This is a genomic window from Olleya sp. AS48, from assembly GCF_038900355.1.
GTDB lineage: Bacteria > Bacteroidota > Bacteroidia > Flavobacteriales > Flavobacteriaceae > Olleya.
The window spans coordinates 452,517-471,290 of the sequence record NZ_JBBMRD010000001.1; the positions used below are offsets into that span (position 1 = coordinate 452,517).

At 29.4% G+C, this 18,774-nt stretch carries 18 protein-coding genes; 6 read left to right on the top strand and 12 right to left on the bottom strand.

Translation table 11 applies throughout. The features are described 5' to 3' along the window. Positions 1-71 precede the first annotated feature (71 nt). On the top strand, positions 72-956 hold the full coding sequence (locus tag WNY60_RS02145; protein ID WP_342861339.1) for an AraC family transcriptional regulator: 885 nt from the start codon (positions 72-74) through the stop codon (positions 954-956). A 757-nt stretch (positions 957-1,713) separates the two neighbouring features. Here the strand turns inward: WNY60_RS02145 and WNY60_RS02150 are convergent. Further along, positions 1,714-2,412 carry a LytTR family DNA-binding domain-containing protein gene (locus tag WNY60_RS02150; RefSeq protein ID WP_342861340.1) on the bottom strand — a complete coding sequence of 233 codons (699 nt, stop codon included), beginning with the start codon at positions 2,410-2,412 and terminating at the stop codon, positions 1,714-1,716. Next, positions 2,413-3,390, bottom strand: coding sequence for a sensor histidine kinase (locus WNY60_RS02155; protein WP_342861341.1), 978 nt, complete (start codon positions 3,388-3,390; stop codon positions 2,413-2,415). 214 nt (positions 3,391-3,604) lie between these two features. Here WNY60_RS02155 and WNY60_RS02160 point away from each other — a divergent pair, with 214 nt between their 5' ends. Beyond that, on the top strand, positions 3,605-4,927 hold the full coding sequence (locus tag WNY60_RS02160) for a serine hydrolase domain-containing protein (RefSeq protein WP_342861342.1): 1,323 nt from the start codon (positions 3,605-3,607) through the stop codon (positions 4,925-4,927). A gap of 172 nt (positions 4,928-5,099) precedes the next feature. Here WNY60_RS02160 and WNY60_RS02165 read toward each other — a convergent pair whose 3' ends face one another. Both WNY60_RS02165 and WNY60_RS02170 read right to left on the bottom strand, forming a co-directional pair. Continuing rightward, positions 5,100-5,699, bottom strand: coding sequence for a DUF6642 family protein (locus WNY60_RS02165; RefSeq protein WP_292945418.1), 600 nt, complete (start codon positions 5,697-5,699; stop codon positions 5,100-5,102). A 116-nt stretch (positions 5,700-5,815) separates the two neighbouring features. Next, complete coding sequence (locus WNY60_RS02170; protein ID WP_342861343.1) at positions 5,816-7,054, bottom strand: NAD(P)/FAD-dependent oxidoreductase; 1,239 nt, start codon at positions 7,052-7,054, stop codon at positions 5,816-5,818. Positions 7,055-7,152: 98 nt separating this feature from the next. Between WNY60_RS02170 and WNY60_RS02175 the strand changes: the two genes are divergently transcribed. Then, a complete protein-coding gene (locus WNY60_RS02175) occupies positions 7,153-7,515 on the top strand; it encodes a DoxX family protein (protein ID WP_342861344.1) in 363 nt (120 codons plus the stop codon). Positions 7,516-7,518: 3 nt separating this feature from the next. Here WNY60_RS02175 and WNY60_RS02180 read toward each other — a convergent pair whose 3' ends face one another. The 3 genes from WNY60_RS02180 to WNY60_RS02190 all read right to left on the bottom strand — a co-directional run bounded on the left by WNY60_RS02180 (position 7,519) and on the right by WNY60_RS02190 (position 9,573). Continuing rightward, positions 7,519-7,875 (bottom strand): DoxX family protein, encoded by a 357-nt coding sequence (locus tag WNY60_RS02180; RefSeq protein WP_342861345.1) that lies wholly within the window; start codon positions 7,873-7,875, stop codon positions 7,519-7,521. Positions 7,876-7,917: 42 nt separating this feature from the next. Next, positions 7,918-8,082, bottom strand: coding sequence for a Lacal_2735 family protein (locus tag WNY60_RS02185; protein WP_145001693.1), 165 nt, complete (start codon positions 8,080-8,082; stop codon positions 7,918-7,920). Positions 8,083-8,232: 150 nt separating this feature from the next. Then, complete coding sequence (locus tag WNY60_RS02190) at positions 8,233-9,573, bottom strand: ATP-binding protein (RefSeq protein WP_342861346.1); 1,341 nt, start codon at positions 9,571-9,573, stop codon at positions 8,233-8,235. 302 nt (positions 9,574-9,875) lie between these two features. Here WNY60_RS02190 and WNY60_RS02195 point away from each other — a divergent pair, with 302 nt between their 5' ends. Further along, complete coding sequence (locus WNY60_RS02195; protein ID WP_339807768.1) at positions 9,876-10,739, top strand: outer membrane beta-barrel protein; 864 nt, start codon at positions 9,876-9,878, stop codon at positions 10,737-10,739. A 128-nt stretch (positions 10,740-10,867) separates the two neighbouring features. On the opposite strand, the gene WNY60_RS02200 is transcribed toward WNY60_RS02195, so the two are convergent. Together WNY60_RS02200 and WNY60_RS02205 are read right to left on the bottom strand one after the other, a co-directional pair. Beyond that, positions 10,868-11,914: an ArsO family NAD(P)H-dependent flavin-containing monooxygenase gene (locus WNY60_RS02200; protein ID WP_342861347.1), complete on the bottom strand. Its 1,047-nt coding sequence runs from the start codon at positions 11,912-11,914 to the stop codon at positions 10,868-10,870. Positions 11,915-11,969: 55 nt separating this feature from the next. Beyond that, entirely contained in the window at positions 11,970-12,980 is a 1,011-nt protein-coding gene (locus WNY60_RS02205; RefSeq protein WP_342861348.1) for an LLM class flavin-dependent oxidoreductase, read from the bottom strand. A 228-nt stretch (positions 12,981-13,208) separates the two neighbouring features. Here WNY60_RS02205 and thiE point away from each other — a divergent pair, with 228 nt between their 5' ends. Then, positions 13,209-13,853, top strand: a complete 645-nt coding sequence (thiE, locus tag WNY60_RS02210) for a thiamine phosphate synthase (RefSeq protein WP_342861349.1) — start codon at positions 13,209-13,211, stop codon at positions 13,851-13,853. A gap of 94 nt (positions 13,854-13,947) precedes the next feature. Here the strand turns inward: thiE and WNY60_RS02215 are convergent, their stop codons facing one another. Next, positions 13,948-15,810 carry an OmpA family protein gene (locus WNY60_RS02215; RefSeq protein WP_342861350.1) on the bottom strand — a complete coding sequence of 621 codons (1,863 nt, stop codon included), beginning with the start codon at positions 15,808-15,810 and terminating at the stop codon, positions 13,948-13,950. 430 nt (positions 15,811-16,240) lie between these two features. Here WNY60_RS02215 and WNY60_RS02220 point away from each other — a divergent pair, with 430 nt between their 5' ends. Further along, entirely contained in the window at positions 16,241-17,140 is a 900-nt protein-coding gene (locus WNY60_RS02220) for an EamA family transporter (protein WP_342861351.1), read from the top strand. Between the two features lie 32 nt (positions 17,141-17,172). Here the strand turns inward: WNY60_RS02220 and WNY60_RS02225 are convergent, their stop codons facing one another. After that, positions 17,173-17,829, bottom strand: coding sequence for an aspartate/glutamate racemase family protein (locus tag WNY60_RS02225; protein WP_342861352.1), 657 nt, complete (start codon positions 17,827-17,829; stop codon positions 17,173-17,175). Next, positions 17,826-18,773: an L-histidine N(alpha)-methyltransferase gene (locus WNY60_RS02230; RefSeq protein ID WP_342861353.1), complete on the bottom strand. Its 948-nt coding sequence runs from the start codon at positions 18,771-18,773 to the stop codon at positions 17,826-17,828. Before WNY60_RS02230 ends, WNY60_RS02225 begins: the two co-directional genes overlap by 4 nt. Between the last annotated feature and the right edge of the window lies 1 nt (position 18,774).

Below are 18,774 nucleotides of genomic sequence, written 5' to 3' on the forward strand. Positions count from 1 at the left end.
AGAGGTTTATAGTTAGTTTTTCGGTTTAAATTATATTATTTTACATAGATTTGTATAAAAACCAATGAAATATGGAAGTTTTAGAAGCATACAAACCTTTTGAAATACAAGAATTAGAATTGTCAAAATGGATTCCTAGAGCCGTTAAAAACAACTTTTTTGAATTAGTTCTAGTAAAACAAGGTAGCGGGACACAATGTATTAATTACAATGATTATGAATATAGTTCGGGTAGTATGTTCTTACTTCCACCTTTAAAATGTCATAAGTTTGATATTGAAACGCCTTCAAAATTTGTGTTTCTAAAATTCACCGATTCATTTTTTAAGGGAGTCAACAAAGTATCCATTGATAGAGATGAGTGGTTTAAAGAAGCTGCTTATATTCTTTCTAATTACAATCAGTTACCAGGAGATATTATTAAAAGTGAAGTGGATAGGCAATACTTGGAAAACCTGATTACCATGATTTTACAAGAATCTAGAAACTATAGTAAAGAGTCTATTTCTCTAATAAGAAGTTTAATGACCAGTATTTTGGAAATTTTAATAAGAAATATTAAAAAAGGAGACATTTATGAAGTCGCAGAAAATAATACTGATGATAGAATAACAAAAATGTTAACCTATATTAATGAGAATATTGATAAAACAAACTTGCTTAAGGTAGAAAATTTAGCAGATGTATTTTTAATGTCTCCAACTTATGTTAGTGAGTTTTTTAAAAAACAAGTGAGAATGCCTTTAAGAGAATATATTATAAAGGCGAAATTGAAACTTGTTGAAATTCGGTTGTTAAATTCTGATTATAATTTAAGTGAAATAGCTGATGACTTGGGGTTTACAGATGTAAGTCACCTTTCAAGAACATTTAAAAAGTATGTTGGTGTTTCTATTCGTGAGTTTAAAAGTAATGGTGAATACATGCTTTTAAAACGTAATGTTTGTGATAGCTAGTTGTTTTTTTTTATAATATCCCATTCCACACACATTAAGCTTCCCTCCTACGTCGTCGGATAAAAAGTGTTCCATTAACATTGTAAATGAAACTTATAGAATAAATTTTTTCAAGAAACTGTAGTAACAACTTTCGCTTTTACCCAAAGCTCAAGTTACATAACGCAAGTACATTATAGTACAAATTATAACAATTAGCATAATAGCGCTTTTGGGCGATATTTGACATAATTGCAGATATAACGTCTCTAGACTTATATCGATAGTAATTATGTCAAGCTAATTTCGGTTTCATTAGAATAATTTAGATGTGTAGCTTTAATTCAATAATATGTAAAATATCTCAGTATGTGTTGTTTTTATAACAAACCTTTTTACTACGGTTTTGAAGCATTAGCATTTTAGTTTTTAGATAAATTTAATATTCTGTACAAATGATCAAGTTTTTTTAAATACGCGATTCTCATGGATTGCCATGAAAGCTTAAATTCATAAAATTGAGTTTTTACAAAATTCACGAACTCCTTATAAAGTTTCTATAAATAATTAAATATGTGAGTCATGATAAAATGCTTAACATTTATTCTATTTTACATAATTCTGTGATTTCCAATAAACGGTCTTCTTCTACTTGAGTGTTAACTGCTATTACTATCAAGTTATATTCCGAGGAAAAGACTATTCATAGGTCAAAAGTATCTCAATATATATTATAAAGTCAAACAAGAGTTATTATATAAATAAAAGATAGAAAATCTTAAATGCTATCTAAAACACTTTTCCGATAAGATTTTCCTATTTGTAACTTTGTATTATTTTGAAGTACTACTTGATTACCATCAATCAGTTTTAACTGATTAAAATTTATGATACATGATTTATGAATCCTGATAAAATGATTTGGAAGTTTTTCTAAAAATTCCGTTAGCGTTTGTGGTGTTAAAATCATTGTATCTGTAAAAATCTTGATATAATTACCATATGCTTCGATATGATTAATTTGATCAAAATCTATTTTAATAATTTTTTTGTCACTTTTCACAAATATTGATAGTGGAATTTCTTGTTTTGTTATTGTCGTAGTTTCAGGCTTTGAGACTTCTTTTTGAGGCACTTTATTTACAGCTTGTAAAAAACGTTCTAGAGAGAAAGGTTTTAATAAATAGTCTGTTACAGAAAGTTCAAACCCTTCAATAGCATATTCTGGATAGGCAGTCGTTATAATTACAGACGGTTTTTGCTGTATGGTTTTTAGTAAACTTAAACCAGAAAGCTTAGGCATATTAATGTCTAAAAATAAAATATCCACAGTCTTAGTTTGCAATATTTCAAGTACTTCAAAAGCATTTTTACAAGACGCTATAATTTCTAAATTAGGAATTGCTTGAATATAATTTTCCAAAATTTGACGTGCTATAGGTTCGTCATCTGCAATAATACATTGTAAATTTTTCATCTAAACATTTATTATTAATTTGGTATTATAGCTTTTATCATTATCTGTAATGGTTAGCTGATATTTTTCTGGATACATTAAAGATAATCGTTTAGTAGCGTTTTTTAAGCCAATACCACGCTTTCCTTTTTCAAAATCATTTTGCTTTATGCTGTTTTTATCAAAAGTATTATTACATATAAATGTTATTTTTTTATCATCTACCATAACAGAAACTAAAACCTTACTTTCTCCATTTGTCAAGGTTCCTAAATGTTTAAATGCGTTTTCAACAAAGACAATTAATAACATAGGAGCTATTTTTTTTGATGAAATCACTCCTGATTTTATAAATTCAATTTCGGTTTTGTCTTCTAATCGGATTTTCTCTAAAGACATATAGTTTTCCAAATAAGTAATTTCTTTTTCTAAAGGGACTAAAGTGTCTTTTGTTTCATATAAACTATAACGTAATAAGTCTGATAATTTCAACATTAGATTTGGCAATTTATCCGATTTTACAACTGCTAAGCCATATAAATTATTTAATGTATTGAATAAAAAATGTGGATTTAATTGTGCTTTAAGTAAATTTAATTCGGCTTCTTTTTCCTGATGACGTCTAATAAAATTATCTCTTACCAATTTTATAGATGAAGCAAAAATTAGTGCTAAAACCATTATTCCAAAAAAGTTAATAAACATTCTTATTTCAAACTCTTGGTTATCTATAGTTTTAATAAGTAAAACAGAAATTATGGTAAAACACAGCGTATTTAAAATAAAAAATAAAAGAAATAACGCACGATTTTGTTTAAAATAAGGCAGTATTACAAGGTTGTTTATGTATACAGCTGGTGCCAACAGTAATATAGAAAACAGTGCAACTTCTACCCTATTGCTATTGGATATAACCGTTAGTAAAATTAAAAAGAAGAAAACCCAAATAAAGAGGTTTTGTACTATTTTATTATCTAACCAAGACTCTAATTTTGACATTTTATTGCATTAATTATCTAATCAAAAATACTATTTCATCTAAACATCTCTGTTTTATAATGATGAAAGTTGCCTAAATAAGTGTAAACCACTCTTTTTTAATGATAATAGGTCTTTTTACCGTTGTCATTTTATCAGACCTGTTTGTCATTCTTTTTTTTAGATATTGCAGAATTAAGAGAGTTTTGAGGTATAATTTAAAAATAGATATCACATGAAAACTTTACAACAATTTACACTATTACTATTTGTACTTATTCAAAGTATGTCTTTTGCTCAGGAAGACAAATTAGACCTTATTGATCAGAAATTTAATCCCTTGTTAACCCAACAAAATAAAGGTGTTGCTATACTAATAAAAAAAGATAATGAGATAAACGCATTAAGTCTTGGTAACTTTAGCTTACATGAAAATCATGTTTTTAATATTGGTAGTGCATCAAAAACCTTTACTGCTATTTTATTGCTTCAAGAAGTAGAAAAAGGCAAAGTAAAACTAAGTGATAGTATAGGTATGTATTTGACACCACTAAAAAATGTAGATAATGGATTAACTATCCAACAATTACTAACTCATGAGAGTGGTTTGGATGAAGTTATAGGAAAAAACATCCAAGATGCATTTTATGCTAAAAATGATTCTATTTATAATATTGATCTTTTAAACCAAATAGAACAAAACAATCCAAAAATGATAGGTAAGTATGATTATTGCAATACAAACTACTTGTTATTAGGCAGAATTATTGAAAAAATAACGGATCAAAGTTATTTTGATTTGGTTAGAGAGCGCATCATTATTCCTTTAAAAATGAATAATACTTACCCTTATTTACACAAAGGTTTACCAAATTTAGCAACACCTTACCATCAAGAAAAAGATGTTACAGCGTATTTGAATTATAAGTTTTTTGCAAATATTGCAAATTCAGCAGGAAGTATAGCATCTACATTATCTGATATGGAATTGTTTTACACCTCTTTATTTGAAACGGATATTTTACTTAAAAAAGAAACAGTACAACAAATGATGGCGTCAGGGAATGAGAATTATGGTTTTGGAATTATGAAATCTAATAATGCTAACGAAAAATTATTTGGACATGGTGGAAATAACATAGGCTATGCTTTTAGAAATGCTTATAATCCTAAAACTAAAAACTTGTTTTTAATGTTTAGTAATACCATGAGTATACCGTTTGAAAAGACTTTAAAAGATGATTTATTAGCGTATTTGAGTAATGAAAAAATTGAAAACTTTAAGACCGTTAATATTGAAAACTTTAAAAAATATACTGGTAAATATTTGCTTAAAGAAGCAAATTTAACACTAGAAATAATTGAAGAAAACACGAAGTTGTATTTAGTAGTAGAAGCACAAGGCGTTAAAAGTGAATTAACCCAAAAAAATGAGACTACACTTTATGACACTGTAGTTGGTGCAACTTTAGAGATTATAGATGGTAATGAAAAAGCTTTAACCTTTTCGCAAAATGGATTTACCACAACCATAAATAAAATTAGTCCTAAAAGTTAAATTTTGAAATTATATATTCCCAAATAAGTAATATTAGAGATATTAGCTTTAAAGAGTAGCACGATTTTATAAACAAAAATAACATTGTAAAAACCCTAACTATATGCAAAATTAGTTAGGGTTTTTAAATTAAGACAATGCGTCTATTTGTTTTAATAATACATTGTTATTCTTAATAATACAATCTAAAGTCAAGAAGTTTGCATAGTTTGTAATGTCTTTGATGCAGCTCTTCGACAACGTCAAACATATTATCATCTTCTTTAAATAAGTTAAAAAAGGCTATATCAAGGTTTGAGCTGGTAATTCCGTTGGATTCATAACCATAACCAGAGATAGCTTTTGCTCCAGTAATATCTAAAAAATATTGTGCTTCTTCTTCATCTAAATCTAACACTTTAGCATTGGAAAAATGTAGAATCTTACCTTGTAATCGTCCTTCAAAAAGCTCTGCAACTTCCTGCAAACTATAATTATAATCGTTTAGAATAATACTATTAGCTTCGCCTGGGATTACTAGATAAATTATTTCGTAATCATTAAAGTTATGATCGTCCAAGACCAATGCATTTAGGTTAGATTCTAAACCTTCAATAGAGTCGCATGTGTTATAAATACTAGCAACACCATACTGTGATGTTAACAGGTCTAATTTGTTTTGCGTTTCTGTCACAGTTTCAATCTCTTCATCTTCAACTGCTTCAAGACAGTAAATAAAATAGTCTGTATCTAATACTTGTGTTTGTGGTAATTGCTGTTTTTTATCTAACAAATCTTATTTTTTATGCTTAATATATTGACTACAAAAATAATACATATCTTCTGTTTTTTAGGTGATTTTAACTTAGTCATAAGACTACTTAAACCTTTAAAATTTAAAACACATGACTATAAATTATCCAAAACACCAAGTGCAGCCTTCTCTCCTGCTATCATAGCAGCATTTAATGATCCATTTAATTGTACATCTCCTGCTAGAAAAATTGTATCAGTCAAACGCGTTTGTGATGGTAAAAGGTTGTATTGTAAATTTTGTAATTTAGGTAAAGACATTGGGATTTTGTAATGCTTGATAAGTTTAATTACATCAATACCACAATACTGTTTTAATTCGGTTTTAACACGTTGTATCAATTTTTCTGAAGACAAGTTTTGATTATCTACAACAGTAACTGAAAGTAACTCTTTGTTACCTTTTAAATCGGAATCAAGGCTAGTGTGATAAAAAATGTTATTTATCACTGCATCTTTTTCAGGGATTAAACCAATTAAAGGTTTATTAATAACTTTACTTTCAGTTTCAAAATACAAAGTATCACAGCTTTGCCATTCTGTTACTTTTTTGTTTAGTTTGTTTACTAATTTACTTGGTTCTGTTGCTATAATGGTAAAATCACTTTTAATCTTTTGCCCATCTTCAAGAATTATTTTGCTATCATTAACAGTTGCCACTTTTGTATTAAATTTAAACGTGGTACGCCTTAAATTATTTGATAATTGTTTTGGTATGGCTTGCATTCCTCCTTTTGGCAACGCTGCGTCACCCTGACCAAACATTTTATATACAAATTCAAACATTCTGCTAGAGGTTTCTAATTTGTTTTCTAGAAAGATTCCGCTAAAAAAAGGATTAAAAAAGTCATGTATCATTTTTGAAGAAAAACCAAAATCTACTAAATAGGATTTTGTGGTTTGTTCTTTGCTTGAAAATATTTCTGAAAGTGATTTTTTCTTTAATTTATTATTAAGTTTCAAAATTTTAAATTTATCAGAAAGGGTTCCTACCCTAGCAAATACAGTCGATAATAATAAAGACTTATCTCTGAGAGGATCTCCAATACTATTTTGTTTTCCATTTTTAAAAATTGAAGCTCCTGGAATAAACGTTTGTAATTGCAAGGCTTCAAGATTAAGATATTTTTGTGCAGCAGGATAAGCAGTTAATAATACCTGAAAACCATGATCTAATTGGTAACCTTCTACAATATCTGTTTTTACTCGGCCTCCAACCCTATCAGTCGTTTCAATAATAACAGGAGATAATCCATTTTTTTCTAAAACCGTTGCAGCAATTAAACCACTAATTCCAGCACCAATTATATGTATTTTATAATCCTGTTTTTTCACTTTACTATTTTGTTTAATTATTTTTACGTAAAGATAAACAAAATTTGTATTTTTGAGATAAGCTAATCTAGTTATAAATCAATAAAACCATCATTATCATGAATTATTTAATTATTGCACTTCAAATTATAGTGGGTATAAGTATACTTAACGTATGGCTAATACAATATAATAAAGCAACAAAATGGCGAGGCGGAAATGCAAAAACTTTATTAGAAGAGTTTCGTGTTTATGGACTATCAAAGCAAATGTGTTACATCGTTGGTTTTTTTAAGGTAACTCTTGCTGTTTTATTAATTTGTGCTATTTGGTTTCCTGTTTTAAAACAACCAGCAGCATTAGGATTAGCTTTACTTTTATCGGGATCTGTTGTGATGCATTTTAAGATTAATGATCCATTGATAAAATCTTTTCCTGCAGCGTTGTTTTTAACCTTATGCCTAATTATTGCTTTTATTTAAAGTCTAATACGAAGTAATTTTGTAATAATATTCTACACAAATATATAAGTTTATAAGTGTAAATATTAACGATGGTAAGGCTTGTGCTATACTATCTTTTATTTTTATCCTAACTATAAAACCTGACAACATTAAAATTGTTAATCCCGCAGAAGCTATTAATGTTAGTATTGGAGACAGGAAAAAACCTAAAATCAAGCCTAAAGCTCCTAATATTTGTAAAATGCCTGTTAGGACTCTTTGTTTGTCTAAGCCAAATCTTTTAAACTCGTCTTTCATTTTCTGAGAAGACAGGCAATTAATACCATAAAATAAAAAGGAACAACTAGATAGTAGTATTGCTAAATTTAAAAGACTCATTTAATTGACGTTATAAAATGCTTAATAAAAAAGCTAGAAACCTTAATTAAGTTTTTCTAACTGTTTCATAACTTCTTCAGCTTCAAACGTTTTTTGATCACTTAGTTTTCTGTTTGTGGTAGACAACGTGTGCGCTTCTTTTAAAAGCGTTTCATATTTAGCTTGTAATTTTTCTTTTTCTGATTTCTTTTTGAATATTCCGAACATATCGTTATTATTTAGTGTCTTTTGTATCTATTAGTTTTAATTGTGTGAAGATACAAAATGTTTAACAATACAAGTGTAAGGTTAAACAAAATTAACAAGTAATAATGTCACTTATTGCTCAATCCATTTTATTTAAAAAAAGAAATTGGGCTAGTTTTTTAATAACGTAAAATAAAAAGTGGTTCCAACACCTTCTTGACTGTCAACCCAAATAGTCCCTTTATAGTAAGTAATAATTTTTTTTACAATGGACAAACCTATACCAGAAGATGATCCTGTACTTTCTAATTTAGTAAAGACTTTAAAAATTTTGTCGTAATAATCAGATTTAATACCAATACCATTGTCTTTGACAAAAAACTGATAATGATCATCATGATCTGTGTAACCAACTTGTATACTTCCTTTTTCTGGATTACCATATTTTATGGCATTTTGTATCAAATTTTGAAACACTTGTTTAAATCGCCAAGCATTACCATTTATACTAGGTAAGTTTGGTTGTACTGTTATGTTAACGTAAGTTGGTACTAATAGTGTTTGTATAACCTCGTCTATGATTACATTAAAATCAATAGATTTATCTTCTGCCTCAAGTCTGTCTATGGTTGAGTAATCTAAAATTCCTTTGATTAAAAAATCCATCTTTTCTACATTAAACAATACTTGATGTAATGGAGTTAATGCAGCATCCTCCAATATATCTTTATGGTCGTCCATAAACCAACTTATTAGCGTATGGATATTTATTAATGGTGCTTTTAAATCGTGTGATACAACATGAGCATATTCATTTAACTCTTCATTTTGACGTGATAAAAACTGTAATAATTCTTCTTTTTTAGCCTCTTGCTCCTTAAGACGTTCTTCATTTTCCTTTCGTTGAATAATATTTACTAGCATGTTAGCAAATACAAAAAGGATATCTTTTTCTTGATCATTAAATTTATTAATTTGTTTAACGGAGTCAAATCCTATAAAACCTATCAATTCTTTATTTTTAAACTTAGGTATCGTTATTAAGCTTTTAATGCCTTGTGGCTCTAAAACAGCACGTAAACCATGCTCGCCATCTTTTGGTAATAAACTGACATCTTCCACAAAAAAGGCTTCCCCTTTTTTATGTGCTTCAACCCATTGCGGAAAATAATCTAATGGGACTTGCTGTAAATTATCCAATTCTGGTTCAATACCTTGTGCACACCACTCGTAAGTATTAGACGTGGTGTTGTCTTTAAAATTGTATGAAAAAATGTAACTTCTGTCAGACTCTACAAACTCGCATATTTGTTGTAAAGAAGTATTAATTAAATTTTCAATGTCTGATAAATCAGAGTTAATATATTGTGTAGATATACTGATTAGTAACTCTTGAAAACGAATTTGTCGCTCTATAATTTTATCTTTTTCTAATTGTTTTAAATAATTTAATTTATTGGTTTTAAGTTGTTCTGAGTGGGTTCCTAAAGGGTCTTGATAATCATTTTTCATAGCACTAATCAGAATTTTAAATGCGGTTAAGTTAGTTTGGTTTTACTAATATAATATTTACATTTTTAAAACTAATATTATCCATGTTCAAATTAACATTTTTTTTCCTACAAGCTTTTTAACGACGCTAGTTGACTTAAGTATTTGATTAGCAAATTAGTCCGTATTTACACCAAGAGATTAACTATTTTCAAAGCTACTTTGTATAAAAATCAAGTATATTTGCAAAGGTTGAAATTGAAGTAAAATAGCTATAAATTCAATCTTACTTTTATAAAAAATAATTTTCAAATCAAACAATTATGAAACAATTTGGAATAGTGTTAACAGCACTATTAATTAGTGGTCTATCATTTGCTCAATTAGAAGTCTCTTTAAGTACAGGTTATGCTGTTGGAAGTGCTGGAATGAAATTAGGAGAATCTATTAACCTATCAGAAACAGAAAACGCTTATGGTAGTTATGGTGAAGGTGCAAACGTGCAATTAAGAGGTACTTATTATTTTAATGAGTCTTTTGGTGTAGATTTAGGTTTAGGATACTTACATGGTACAGACCAAACGGTATCTGAAGTTAGCGTACCAAATCGTGAAATAGATGCTGTTGCGAGAGCTCGTGCTTTTGGAGCATCAACATCTATTGTCTATAAATTTACAAACAATATTTATGGTCGTTTTGGTGCTTTATTAAAATTAGGTGGAAAAACGGAAGCTGTAGTCTATGATAAGTCAACACTTAGTCAAGCTGAAGCTGATGCTTTTGGAATCCCTTTAGGGTCTTATTCTGAGACAAATTATAAAGAAGATTTTCATGGACATTTTCCGCTAGGATTTGTAGGTGCTTTAGGTTATAAATTTAATTTAAATGATAATTTAAATTTATTTATTGAAGCTGAGTATTACGGAATTAGCTTAAAGCGTAAAGATTCTGAAATTACTGAATTCAATACAGATGTAGTATTACCTGATGGTACTGTTGCATTTGCTGGTTTTTACAATATAGATAATTTACCAAATGGTTATAATAAAGAAACAACTTATGTTGATAATTTATCTAATACAAATACAGATTCTTCAAGAAAATTATCTCAAAAAGTACCTTATTCGTCATTCGGAATTAACTTTGGAATTACCTATAAATTTAAAAGTAGTTCTAAAAAACAATAAGTCTTTTAAATAGTACATATAAAAAAAATAAAGCCTATTAAAACGTGATTTTAATAGGTTTTTTTTGTGCTGAATATTTAAAGGTTTTTAATTTGAAATACAAAATTAGTTGATTAATAATTAAAATGTTAAGATCTTAAAATCGAAACTATATTATTAACAGTATGCCTTGCAGTTTTGCCGACACCGTAAATAGTCGCAGATGCAAATCCAGTCCAACTACCATAACCAACTAACCATAAATTTGGTAATTTTTTACACTTAGTATAACTGGTCTCTATTTTATTATTTTCAATAATACCCAAGGTCTCTAAATGTTTTAAGTTAGCCTTAAAACCAGTGCACCAAATCACTGCGTCAAATGCAGTTTTATCTTCATTGTCCCAAACAACTCCATTATCGTAAAAAGAAGAAAAAGGACGTTTAGACGTTAGTGCACCTCTACCTCTAGCCTCTTTTACGCTTTGTACCATGACAATATCGCTTAACGATGTTTTTAAACCAGCATTAGTATTACCTGTTTTTCCATAAAACTTATCTGTAGCATCATTAAACAAATAGCGACCATCAATACCATCAGGTAAAAAATTAGGCTCAGTTATAGTAACCCATTGGGTTTTTGCAACTTTAGAAACTTCTGCTAAAACTTGTGCTCCCGAGTTTCCGCCTCCTACTATTAATACACTTTTGTTAGTATAGGAATCTGCATTTTTATATTCTGAAGAATGTATCATGGTTCCTAAAAACATCTCTTGCTTAGGATATGTTGGTATATAAGGGTTTTGTGCAGTTCCTGTAGCACTAACTAAGGTTTTACAGTAATACGTTCCCGTATTTGTTTCAAGTTTATAGCCAAACGCTGTTTTATGTACAGCGGTTACTTTAGTACTTCTTTTAATATTTAAATTATAACGTATTTCATATTGCTTTAAATACTCAATAAAACTCGTTTTACTAGGATATTCGGATTCGCCTTCAGGCATTCCCCAACCAGATAATGAGCTGAATTGTGTTGGAGAAAACAACTTTAAACTGTCCCAAGTATTTGTCCATGATCCACCTGCTTGATCTTGATCGTCCAAAACTAAATATTCAATTTTATAACGTCTTAAAAAATAGGCGACAGACAAACCTGCCTGACCACCACCAATAACAAGTGTTTCGTATATTTTCATTAAAACTAAATGATTAATTAGAAAAGCTTCATCATTAAATGTACAAAAATTAGTGCTAATCAGTATTTAGCTCATCCATAATTTCTGCAAATAATTGATACGATTTAATACGGTCGTTAATATCATAAATATTAGTAACAGCAATAAGCTCGTCAGCTTTAGTCTGCTCCATAAATGCTTTAATTTTAGGCTTTACAGTATCTTTGCTACCAATAAAAGAATATTTTAACATTTGATGTACCTGAGGATTTTTTAAAACCTCTTTGTAATACTCTGTCATCTCTGTTGGTGGTTGTACTGCTTGTCTCTTGCCTGTAAATAAGCCAACAATCATGCTAATTAATGACGTAGATAGACGCTCTGCTTCTTGATCAGTATCTGCAATAATAATGTTTACACCAGTAATAACATAAGGTTTTTGCAACACTGATGAAGGTTGAAATTTATTTCTATAAATATCTAAAGCATCCCATAAATGAGTTGTCGCAAAGTGACTTGCAAATGCATAAGGTAATCCCTTTTTAGAGGCTAAATGAGCACTAACTGTACTTGATCCTAAGATGTAAATAGGAACAGTCACGCCTTCTGCAACTGTAGCTCTAACTTTAGATGTTGCATTATCTTCAGAAAAATATTGCTGAATTTGTCCTACCATATTAGGAAATGCGTGTGCAGCTTCCATAAAATCAGATCTAATCGCTTCAGCTGTTTCACGATCTGTTCCAGGTGCTCTACCCAAGCCTAAATCAATACGGTTAGGATATAACGTCGCTAATGTACCAAACTGCTCTGCTACTATTAATGGCGAATGATTTGGTAACATAATTCCTCCAGATCCAATAGTTATTGTTTTGGTGCCTTGTGCAACATAACCAATTAAAATTGAGGTGGCACTACTACCTATATTGGGCGAGTTATGGTGTTCTGCCAACCAATATCTTTTATAACCAAAGTCTTCCGCTTGTTGTGCTAAATGTAACGCATTATCATAGGTTTGCTTTAGTGAATGATCTTGAGACACTAACGCTAAATCTAAAATAGAATATGATGTTTTTTGAGTTTTCATAGTTTGTAGGTGTGCTATTATAAGTCTGTTTTAGACCTTAAATATTGCAACTACAAAGTTACATAACATAGTACTGCTAAGGTTGTATGTATCTATTAAACTTTTGCTAAAGCCTTCTTAATAAATTATAATAGTTGTGCACTTCAAGAAAGACTTAAGTGTTTATAATAGTTGTATTTTTGTGTTTTAATATCCAAAACACGGTTGTAACAAGAAAGTATTAAATACATGATTATACCTAAACTACACTATATAACACAAGGCGAAACTGCTAAACAAATTTTAGAAAATGTGCAAAAGGCATGTACTTCTGGTGCAGAATTAGTACAATTACGTTATAAAAATGTGTCTGAAAAAAAGTTTTTAAAATTGGCTGAAGCGGTTATAAAAATAACATCCCATTATCAGACAAGATTAATTATAAATGACCATTATAAATTAGCTAAAACGATTAAAGCAGATGGAGTCCATTTAGGACCTTCAGACACTTGTCCAACTATTGCTAGAAAACACTTATATACTTGGCAAAGTATTGGAGGTACTGCTAATACTTTAGAAGACTGCGAAACTTTAATCACTAAAGAAGTTGATTATATTAGTTTGGGACCTTTTAGATTTACTGATACTAAAGCCAATGTAGGACCAATTCTAGGTTTAGAAGGTTATAATGCAATTATGGATGTTTTAAATACAACAACGCCAATTATTGGTGTTGGAGGAATTACAACTTCAGATATTGAAGCTATTTTAAAAACGGGAATTTCTGGAGTGGCTGTTTCTAGTCAAATTACTAAAAACTTTGAAAGTATAAAAACATTTAACCAATTGCTTAAAGCATCTGTTATAGCAGAACAACGTCATACTTTTGAATAATTTATAATAACATTAAGTTTTATAAAACAAAAAAGCTATCATAATTAAAATTATGATAGCTTTTTTTATAAGTTGTAATTTATGGATTAACTAATTAGTTAATCTTAATAGTTAATACACCTCTTCTGTTTTCTGCTCTACCAGCAGCAGTTGTATTAGTAGTTGCTGGTTGCGTCTCTCCTACTCCTGTAGTCGTAATAACATCTGAAGCTAATCCTTTAGATACTAAGTAATCTTTAATAGTTTGCGCTCTTTTTACAGATAGGTTGTAGTTATAGTTAACACCACCTTTGTTGTCTGCATGACCAACTATAGACACGTTGTAAGATGCATCTTTAGTCATATCTGTAGTTAATTGATCTAAGATTATTTTAGCATTTAAATCAAGCTCTGCACTATCATAAGCAAAATACACTTTTCTTTCGCCTTCAATAGGGTTAGCAACTGGCTTAACGTCTTTAACAACAACAGGACAACCGTTATCTGTTCCTTTTACCCCAGGACAGTTATCTTTATTATCAGGGAAACCGTCACCATCAGTATCTGGACATCCACCAAATTCAACACGACCTTTTACTTCAGGACATAAATCGTCTTTATCAGCAACACCATCACCATCAGTATCAGGACATCCACCAAGACTAGCTAATCCTGCAACTTCTGGACAAACATCATACTCGTTTGGTACACCATCTCCATCAATATCGTTATTTACTTCTTCCTTAGCGTTTCCATTTCCTAATTTATACACGATACCTAAGCTATGGGCAAAATGTTTTGGTAAGTAGTCTTTAAACGCATGTTTGTAAGTGGTTTGCAAGTTTAATCCAAAATCATCATTGATGCTATATTTTAAACCAACTGCACCATTAACAGTACCTGCACCAACTAAATCTGAACCGTTTGCTGCATAAGATGTATTATAAGGACCTTCTTCAATCCAAGTATAACCACCACCAACTGCTAAAAATGGTTGTAAATCGTTTTTACCAAATGCATAGTTAATCATACCATCTAAACCGTAATACTTAAGGTTGTCTACTAAAACGCTTTCATCTGCACTACCTAAATCACCCCATTTAGTTAACTCATTTAAAGTACCTCTTGCAGTAATAGATAAGTTTTTGTTGAAATTTTTAGTTACACCAACATATACACCTAAATTCCAGTGATCGTTAAGGTTAAAAAATTCGTCAAAATAATCTCCTTGAGGCGCATTTTCTCCAACAGGATAAACATCAATAGCACTTACACCAGTTTCAAAAGACCAACGTTTGTCATTTTTAGAATCTGTAACTGACATGTCAGCACTGTTTTCTTCCTTAATAGTATCTTGATTTAAGCTATAAACTAAACCTAAACTGTGTGCCCAATGCTTTGTTAAATAGTCCTCAAATGAGTGCTTATATGTTGTCTGTAAGTTAATACCAAATCTATTAGTAACGTTATAACGTAATCCTAAAGCTCCATTTACAGTACCAGCACCAACTAAGTCTGATCCGTTAGCAGCAAAAGAAGTATTGTATGGACCTTCTTCAATCCAAGTGTAACCACCACCAACTGCTAAAAAAGGTTGTAATTTACCTTTACCAAAAGCATAATTGATCATAGCGTCTAAACCATAATATTTTAGGTTATCCACTAATACACTTTCATCTGCAGCACCTAAATCACCCCATTTGCTAATTTCGCTAAAAGTACCTCTAGCAGAAAGTGATAAGTTATTATTAAAGTTTCTTGTAATCCCAACATAAACACCGTAATTCCAATGATCGTTTAGATTTAAAAATTCGTCTAAATAATCTCCTTGAGGAAAATCTTCTCCGACAGGATAAACATCAATTGCAGTAAAACCAGTTTCAAAAGACCAAGTCTTTTCTGTGTTTTGTGCAAAAGAAAATTGCATACTAAATACTAGTATAAGTGTTAATGATAAAATGTTGTAATACTGTTTCATATTCAAATTATTTTTTATTTTAAAAATTAATTAAGCCGGCAAATTAACAACAATTGAAATCAATAAAAGACAAAAATTTTAATGAAATAATAAGCTGTCAAAACCCACAATTATCGAAATAATAATGATTTTGAATTAGAGTGTAGAATCGTTAATTAATTATGTTTAAATATGGTTTAAGTCTAATGTTTTTAGTACTTAACTAGTAAATGCATAAAAGTTAAATTCGTCATAAAACCGAAAAAAAGTGTTGTCATTATTAGTAAGAAATTCCATTCAAACGATGAACAGTAAAAAAGTCCGTTGTAGTAAAAATCTTATCACATTTAAAATATAGTTTTTTGATTAAAATTTAATTTTTGATGGTGCAAAACGTTTAAAAATATCAGTTTTAGTATTTCAAAATCTGTTAAAAAACTATATTCGCAGCATGTGGATGTATTTAGGTTTATTAGCAGCTCTTTTTTTAGGATTACATAATTTGTGTAAAAAGCATGCAGTACAAGGTAATGAGGTTTTTCCTGTACTTTTAGGTACCATTGGATCTGGCTTTTTATTTATACTTCCGTTTTTTATTGGTTCTGTTTTTTTTCCAGAGGAAACCAAAAACTTAGGATTTTATATTACTAGTATTCCTTGGCAAACGCATGGTTTTATATTTATCAAATCAATGATTATGGCTGCGTCATGGATATTAGCCTATCAAGCGTTAAAACATTTACCCATAACTATTGTCACACCAATCCGATCCGCAGGTCCTTTTTTTACTTTTATTGGAGCCATAATTATTTATAACGAAACGCCTAAGTTTTTACAATGGATAGGTTTTTTTCTTATCATATTTTCTGTAATCCTCTATTCTAGAATTGGTAAAAAAGAAGGTATTATATTTAAAAGAAACAAATGGATTTTCGCTATTATCGGAGCAACATTTTTAGGTGCTTCTAGCGGTTTATATGATAAATTTTTGATTCAGAGTTTAAGCCTTAACCCTCAAACGTTACAATTTTGGTTTTGTTGGTATACCATACTAATTTTAATAGTTATATTATCTATTACGTGGTTTCCGTATAAAGCTAAACGACAAGCGTTTAAATGGCGTTGGACTATTATTGCTGTTGGTATTTTATTACAAGCAGCAGATTATTTTTACTTTAAAGCACTACAAGATCCTGATGCCTTAATCATGTTATTATCTGCTATAAAAAGAAGTCAACTTATAATTGCAGTTGTAATTGGAGGGATTGTTTTTAAAGAACATAATAAACGCAAAAAACTTGTTCCTTTATTTGGGATATTATTAGGTGTCTTTTTGATTTTATATTCTTAAAAACAAAAGTGGTTTATAATAAAATAATACTTTTAAATCGATTTTATAGCTGCTTGTATCTGTATTCTAGCCATATCATAAACTAACTTAGAATTTGAGGTATTAATAACAGATAACTCTGTGCATGCTAAAACTACAATTCCATTTTTGGTATACTTATTAAGCAAATCATTAAATATGTTTAATTGCTTAGGATTTGTATCACCATTGTAAACAGCTATTCTTAAATTGTCTATTAGTTGCATATCTGCATCAGAAGCCTTAACAATATTAATGTTTTGCGCAGTAAATTGAGATGTTAAGTAGTTGGACTGCATGGTATATAATGTGCCAAAAATGGTGATATTAACATGATTATTTCCTGTAATTTTGGAAATCGTTTCTTGTATAGCATGTATTACATGGGTTTTAATTTGTAACCTATCTATAGTTTCATGTAAGGTAATATTTGGAACTAAAATATTGTCTACTTTTAAAGCGTCAAGTGTATTTAAATGCGTTTTTACAATAGTGTCTAAGGCATTGGACGTATTTGGTAACAGCTTATTTATTGTATCAAAATCTACATTCAACAGTTTAAAAGGACATGTGCTAAATCCACCATATTTTTTGTTATACATAGCATTAAGCGTTTTTATGTAAAACAATGTAGAATAACTTCCAAGTCCCAATACGCCTAATGTGCTCATTCTATTTCAAGGATGTAGTTAGCAAAATAGTTATTACTATCGCTTAATTTATTTTTTATATTGAATTGAGTATTGGTGATAATATTATTTAGAATTTCATCATTATATTTTCTCGAAATTTCTAAATGAATTTTTTCGTTTTTAATAAAGCTGAACGTTTTATTTATCGCTTTAATATGGACGTCTTGATTTATGGTACTTGTTATGTAGCTTTTGGCAATACCTTCTTTTTCATTATAAGTTGGTGTGTGTATAAAGTTGTTTCTGTTAAAATCAGCATCTAATTCTTTATTAATTCGGTCTAATAAATTTAAATTAAAAGCTGCTGTTACACCTTGACTGTCATTATAAGCAGGCAAAACAATGTCTTCAGATTTAATTAAATCTACTCCTAAAAAAAGTTTGTCTCCTAGGTTTAGATTAGCGCTTAAATTTTGCATAAAAATTGATGCAATAGCATCATTCATATTACCAATATTAGATCCTAAAAATAGAATTACCTTAGGATGTTTACTATGCTTTAAAGACTCTAAAACCTCAAAATAATCACCTTGTTTTGTCTTAACAGACACAGCAGGTAAATCTGTTTTTAGGGTACTTTCTAAATTATCTAATGCGTTTTGAGAAATGTCAATAGGAAGATAACTGTAATCAAAACCTTCTTGACTTAGCAATTTAAGGAGCTCTTTGGTTTTTGTACCATCTCCAGCACCTAACTCTATTAATTCAAAATAAGTGTCTTTCTTTAATTTTAAAGATGCTATAATATTAGACGTTTGGTTTTTAAAAATATCATGCTCTGCTCTAGTCAGATAATATTCTGGTAAACCCATAATTTGGACAAAAAGGGCATCTCCTTTTTTATCATAAAAATATTTTGATGGTAAGTTTTTATGTTGTGCGCTTAAACCTTTGTTTACTGCGTCTTTAAATTGTTGTATCATG

What these genes read in the sequence shown, in the direction of transcription:
- WNY60_RS02205 (WP_342861348.1), bottom strand. Translation starts at nt 12,980, where the DNA reads ATGAAAACTCAAAAAACATCATATTCTATTTTAGATTTAGCGTTAGTG.
- WNY60_RS02200 (WP_342861347.1), bottom strand. Translation starts at nt 11,914, where the DNA reads ATGAAAATATACGAAACACTTGTTATTGGTGGTGGTCAGGCAGGTTTG.
- WNY60_RS02230 (WP_342861353.1), bottom strand. Translation starts at nt 18,773, where the DNA reads ATGATACAACAATTTAAAGACGCAGTAAACAAAGGTTTAAGCGCACAA.
- WNY60_RS02225 (WP_342861352.1), bottom strand. Translation starts at nt 17,829, where the DNA reads ATGAGCACATTAGGCGTATTGGGACTTGGAAGTTATTCTACATTGTTT.
- WNY60_RS02155 (WP_342861341.1), bottom strand. Translation starts at nt 3,390, where the DNA reads ATGTCAAAATTAGAGTCTTGGTTAGATAATAAAATAGTACAAAACCTC.
- WNY60_RS02145 (WP_342861339.1), top strand. Translation starts at nt 72, where the DNA reads ATGGAAGTTTTAGAAGCATACAAACCTTTTGAAATACAAGAATTAGAA.
- WNY60_RS02190 (WP_342861346.1), bottom strand. Translation starts at nt 9,573, where the DNA reads ATGAAAAATGATTATCAAGACCCTTTAGGAACCCACTCAGAACAACTT.
- WNY60_RS02185 (WP_145001693.1), bottom strand. Translation starts at nt 8,082, where the DNA reads ATGTTCGGAATATTCAAAAAGAAATCAGAAAAAGAAAAATTACAAGCT.
- WNY60_RS02175 (WP_342861344.1), top strand. Translation starts at nt 7,153, where the DNA reads ATGAATTATTTAATTATTGCACTTCAAATTATAGTGGGTATAAGTATA.
- WNY60_RS02195 (WP_339807768.1), top strand. Translation starts at nt 9,876, where the DNA reads ATGAAACAATTTGGAATAGTGTTAACAGCACTATTAATTAGTGGTCTA.
- WNY60_RS02220 (WP_342861351.1), top strand. Translation starts at nt 16,241, where the DNA reads ATGTGGATGTATTTAGGTTTATTAGCAGCTCTTTTTTTAGGATTACAT.
- WNY60_RS02180 (WP_342861345.1), bottom strand. Translation starts at nt 7,875, where the DNA reads ATGAGTCTTTTAAATTTAGCAATACTACTATCTAGTTGTTCCTTTTTA.
- WNY60_RS02160 (WP_342861342.1), top strand. Translation starts at nt 3,605, where the DNA reads ATGAAAACTTTACAACAATTTACACTATTACTATTTGTACTTATTCAA.
- WNY60_RS02150 (WP_342861340.1), bottom strand. Translation starts at nt 2,412, where the DNA reads ATGAAAAATTTACAATGTATTATTGCAGATGACGAACCTATAGCACGT.
- WNY60_RS02215 (WP_342861350.1), bottom strand. Translation starts at nt 15,810, where the DNA reads ATGAAACAGTATTACAACATTTTATCATTAACACTTATACTAGTATTT.
- thiE (WP_342861349.1), top strand. Translation starts at nt 13,209, where the DNA reads ATGATTATACCTAAACTACACTATATAACACAAGGCGAAACTGCTAAA.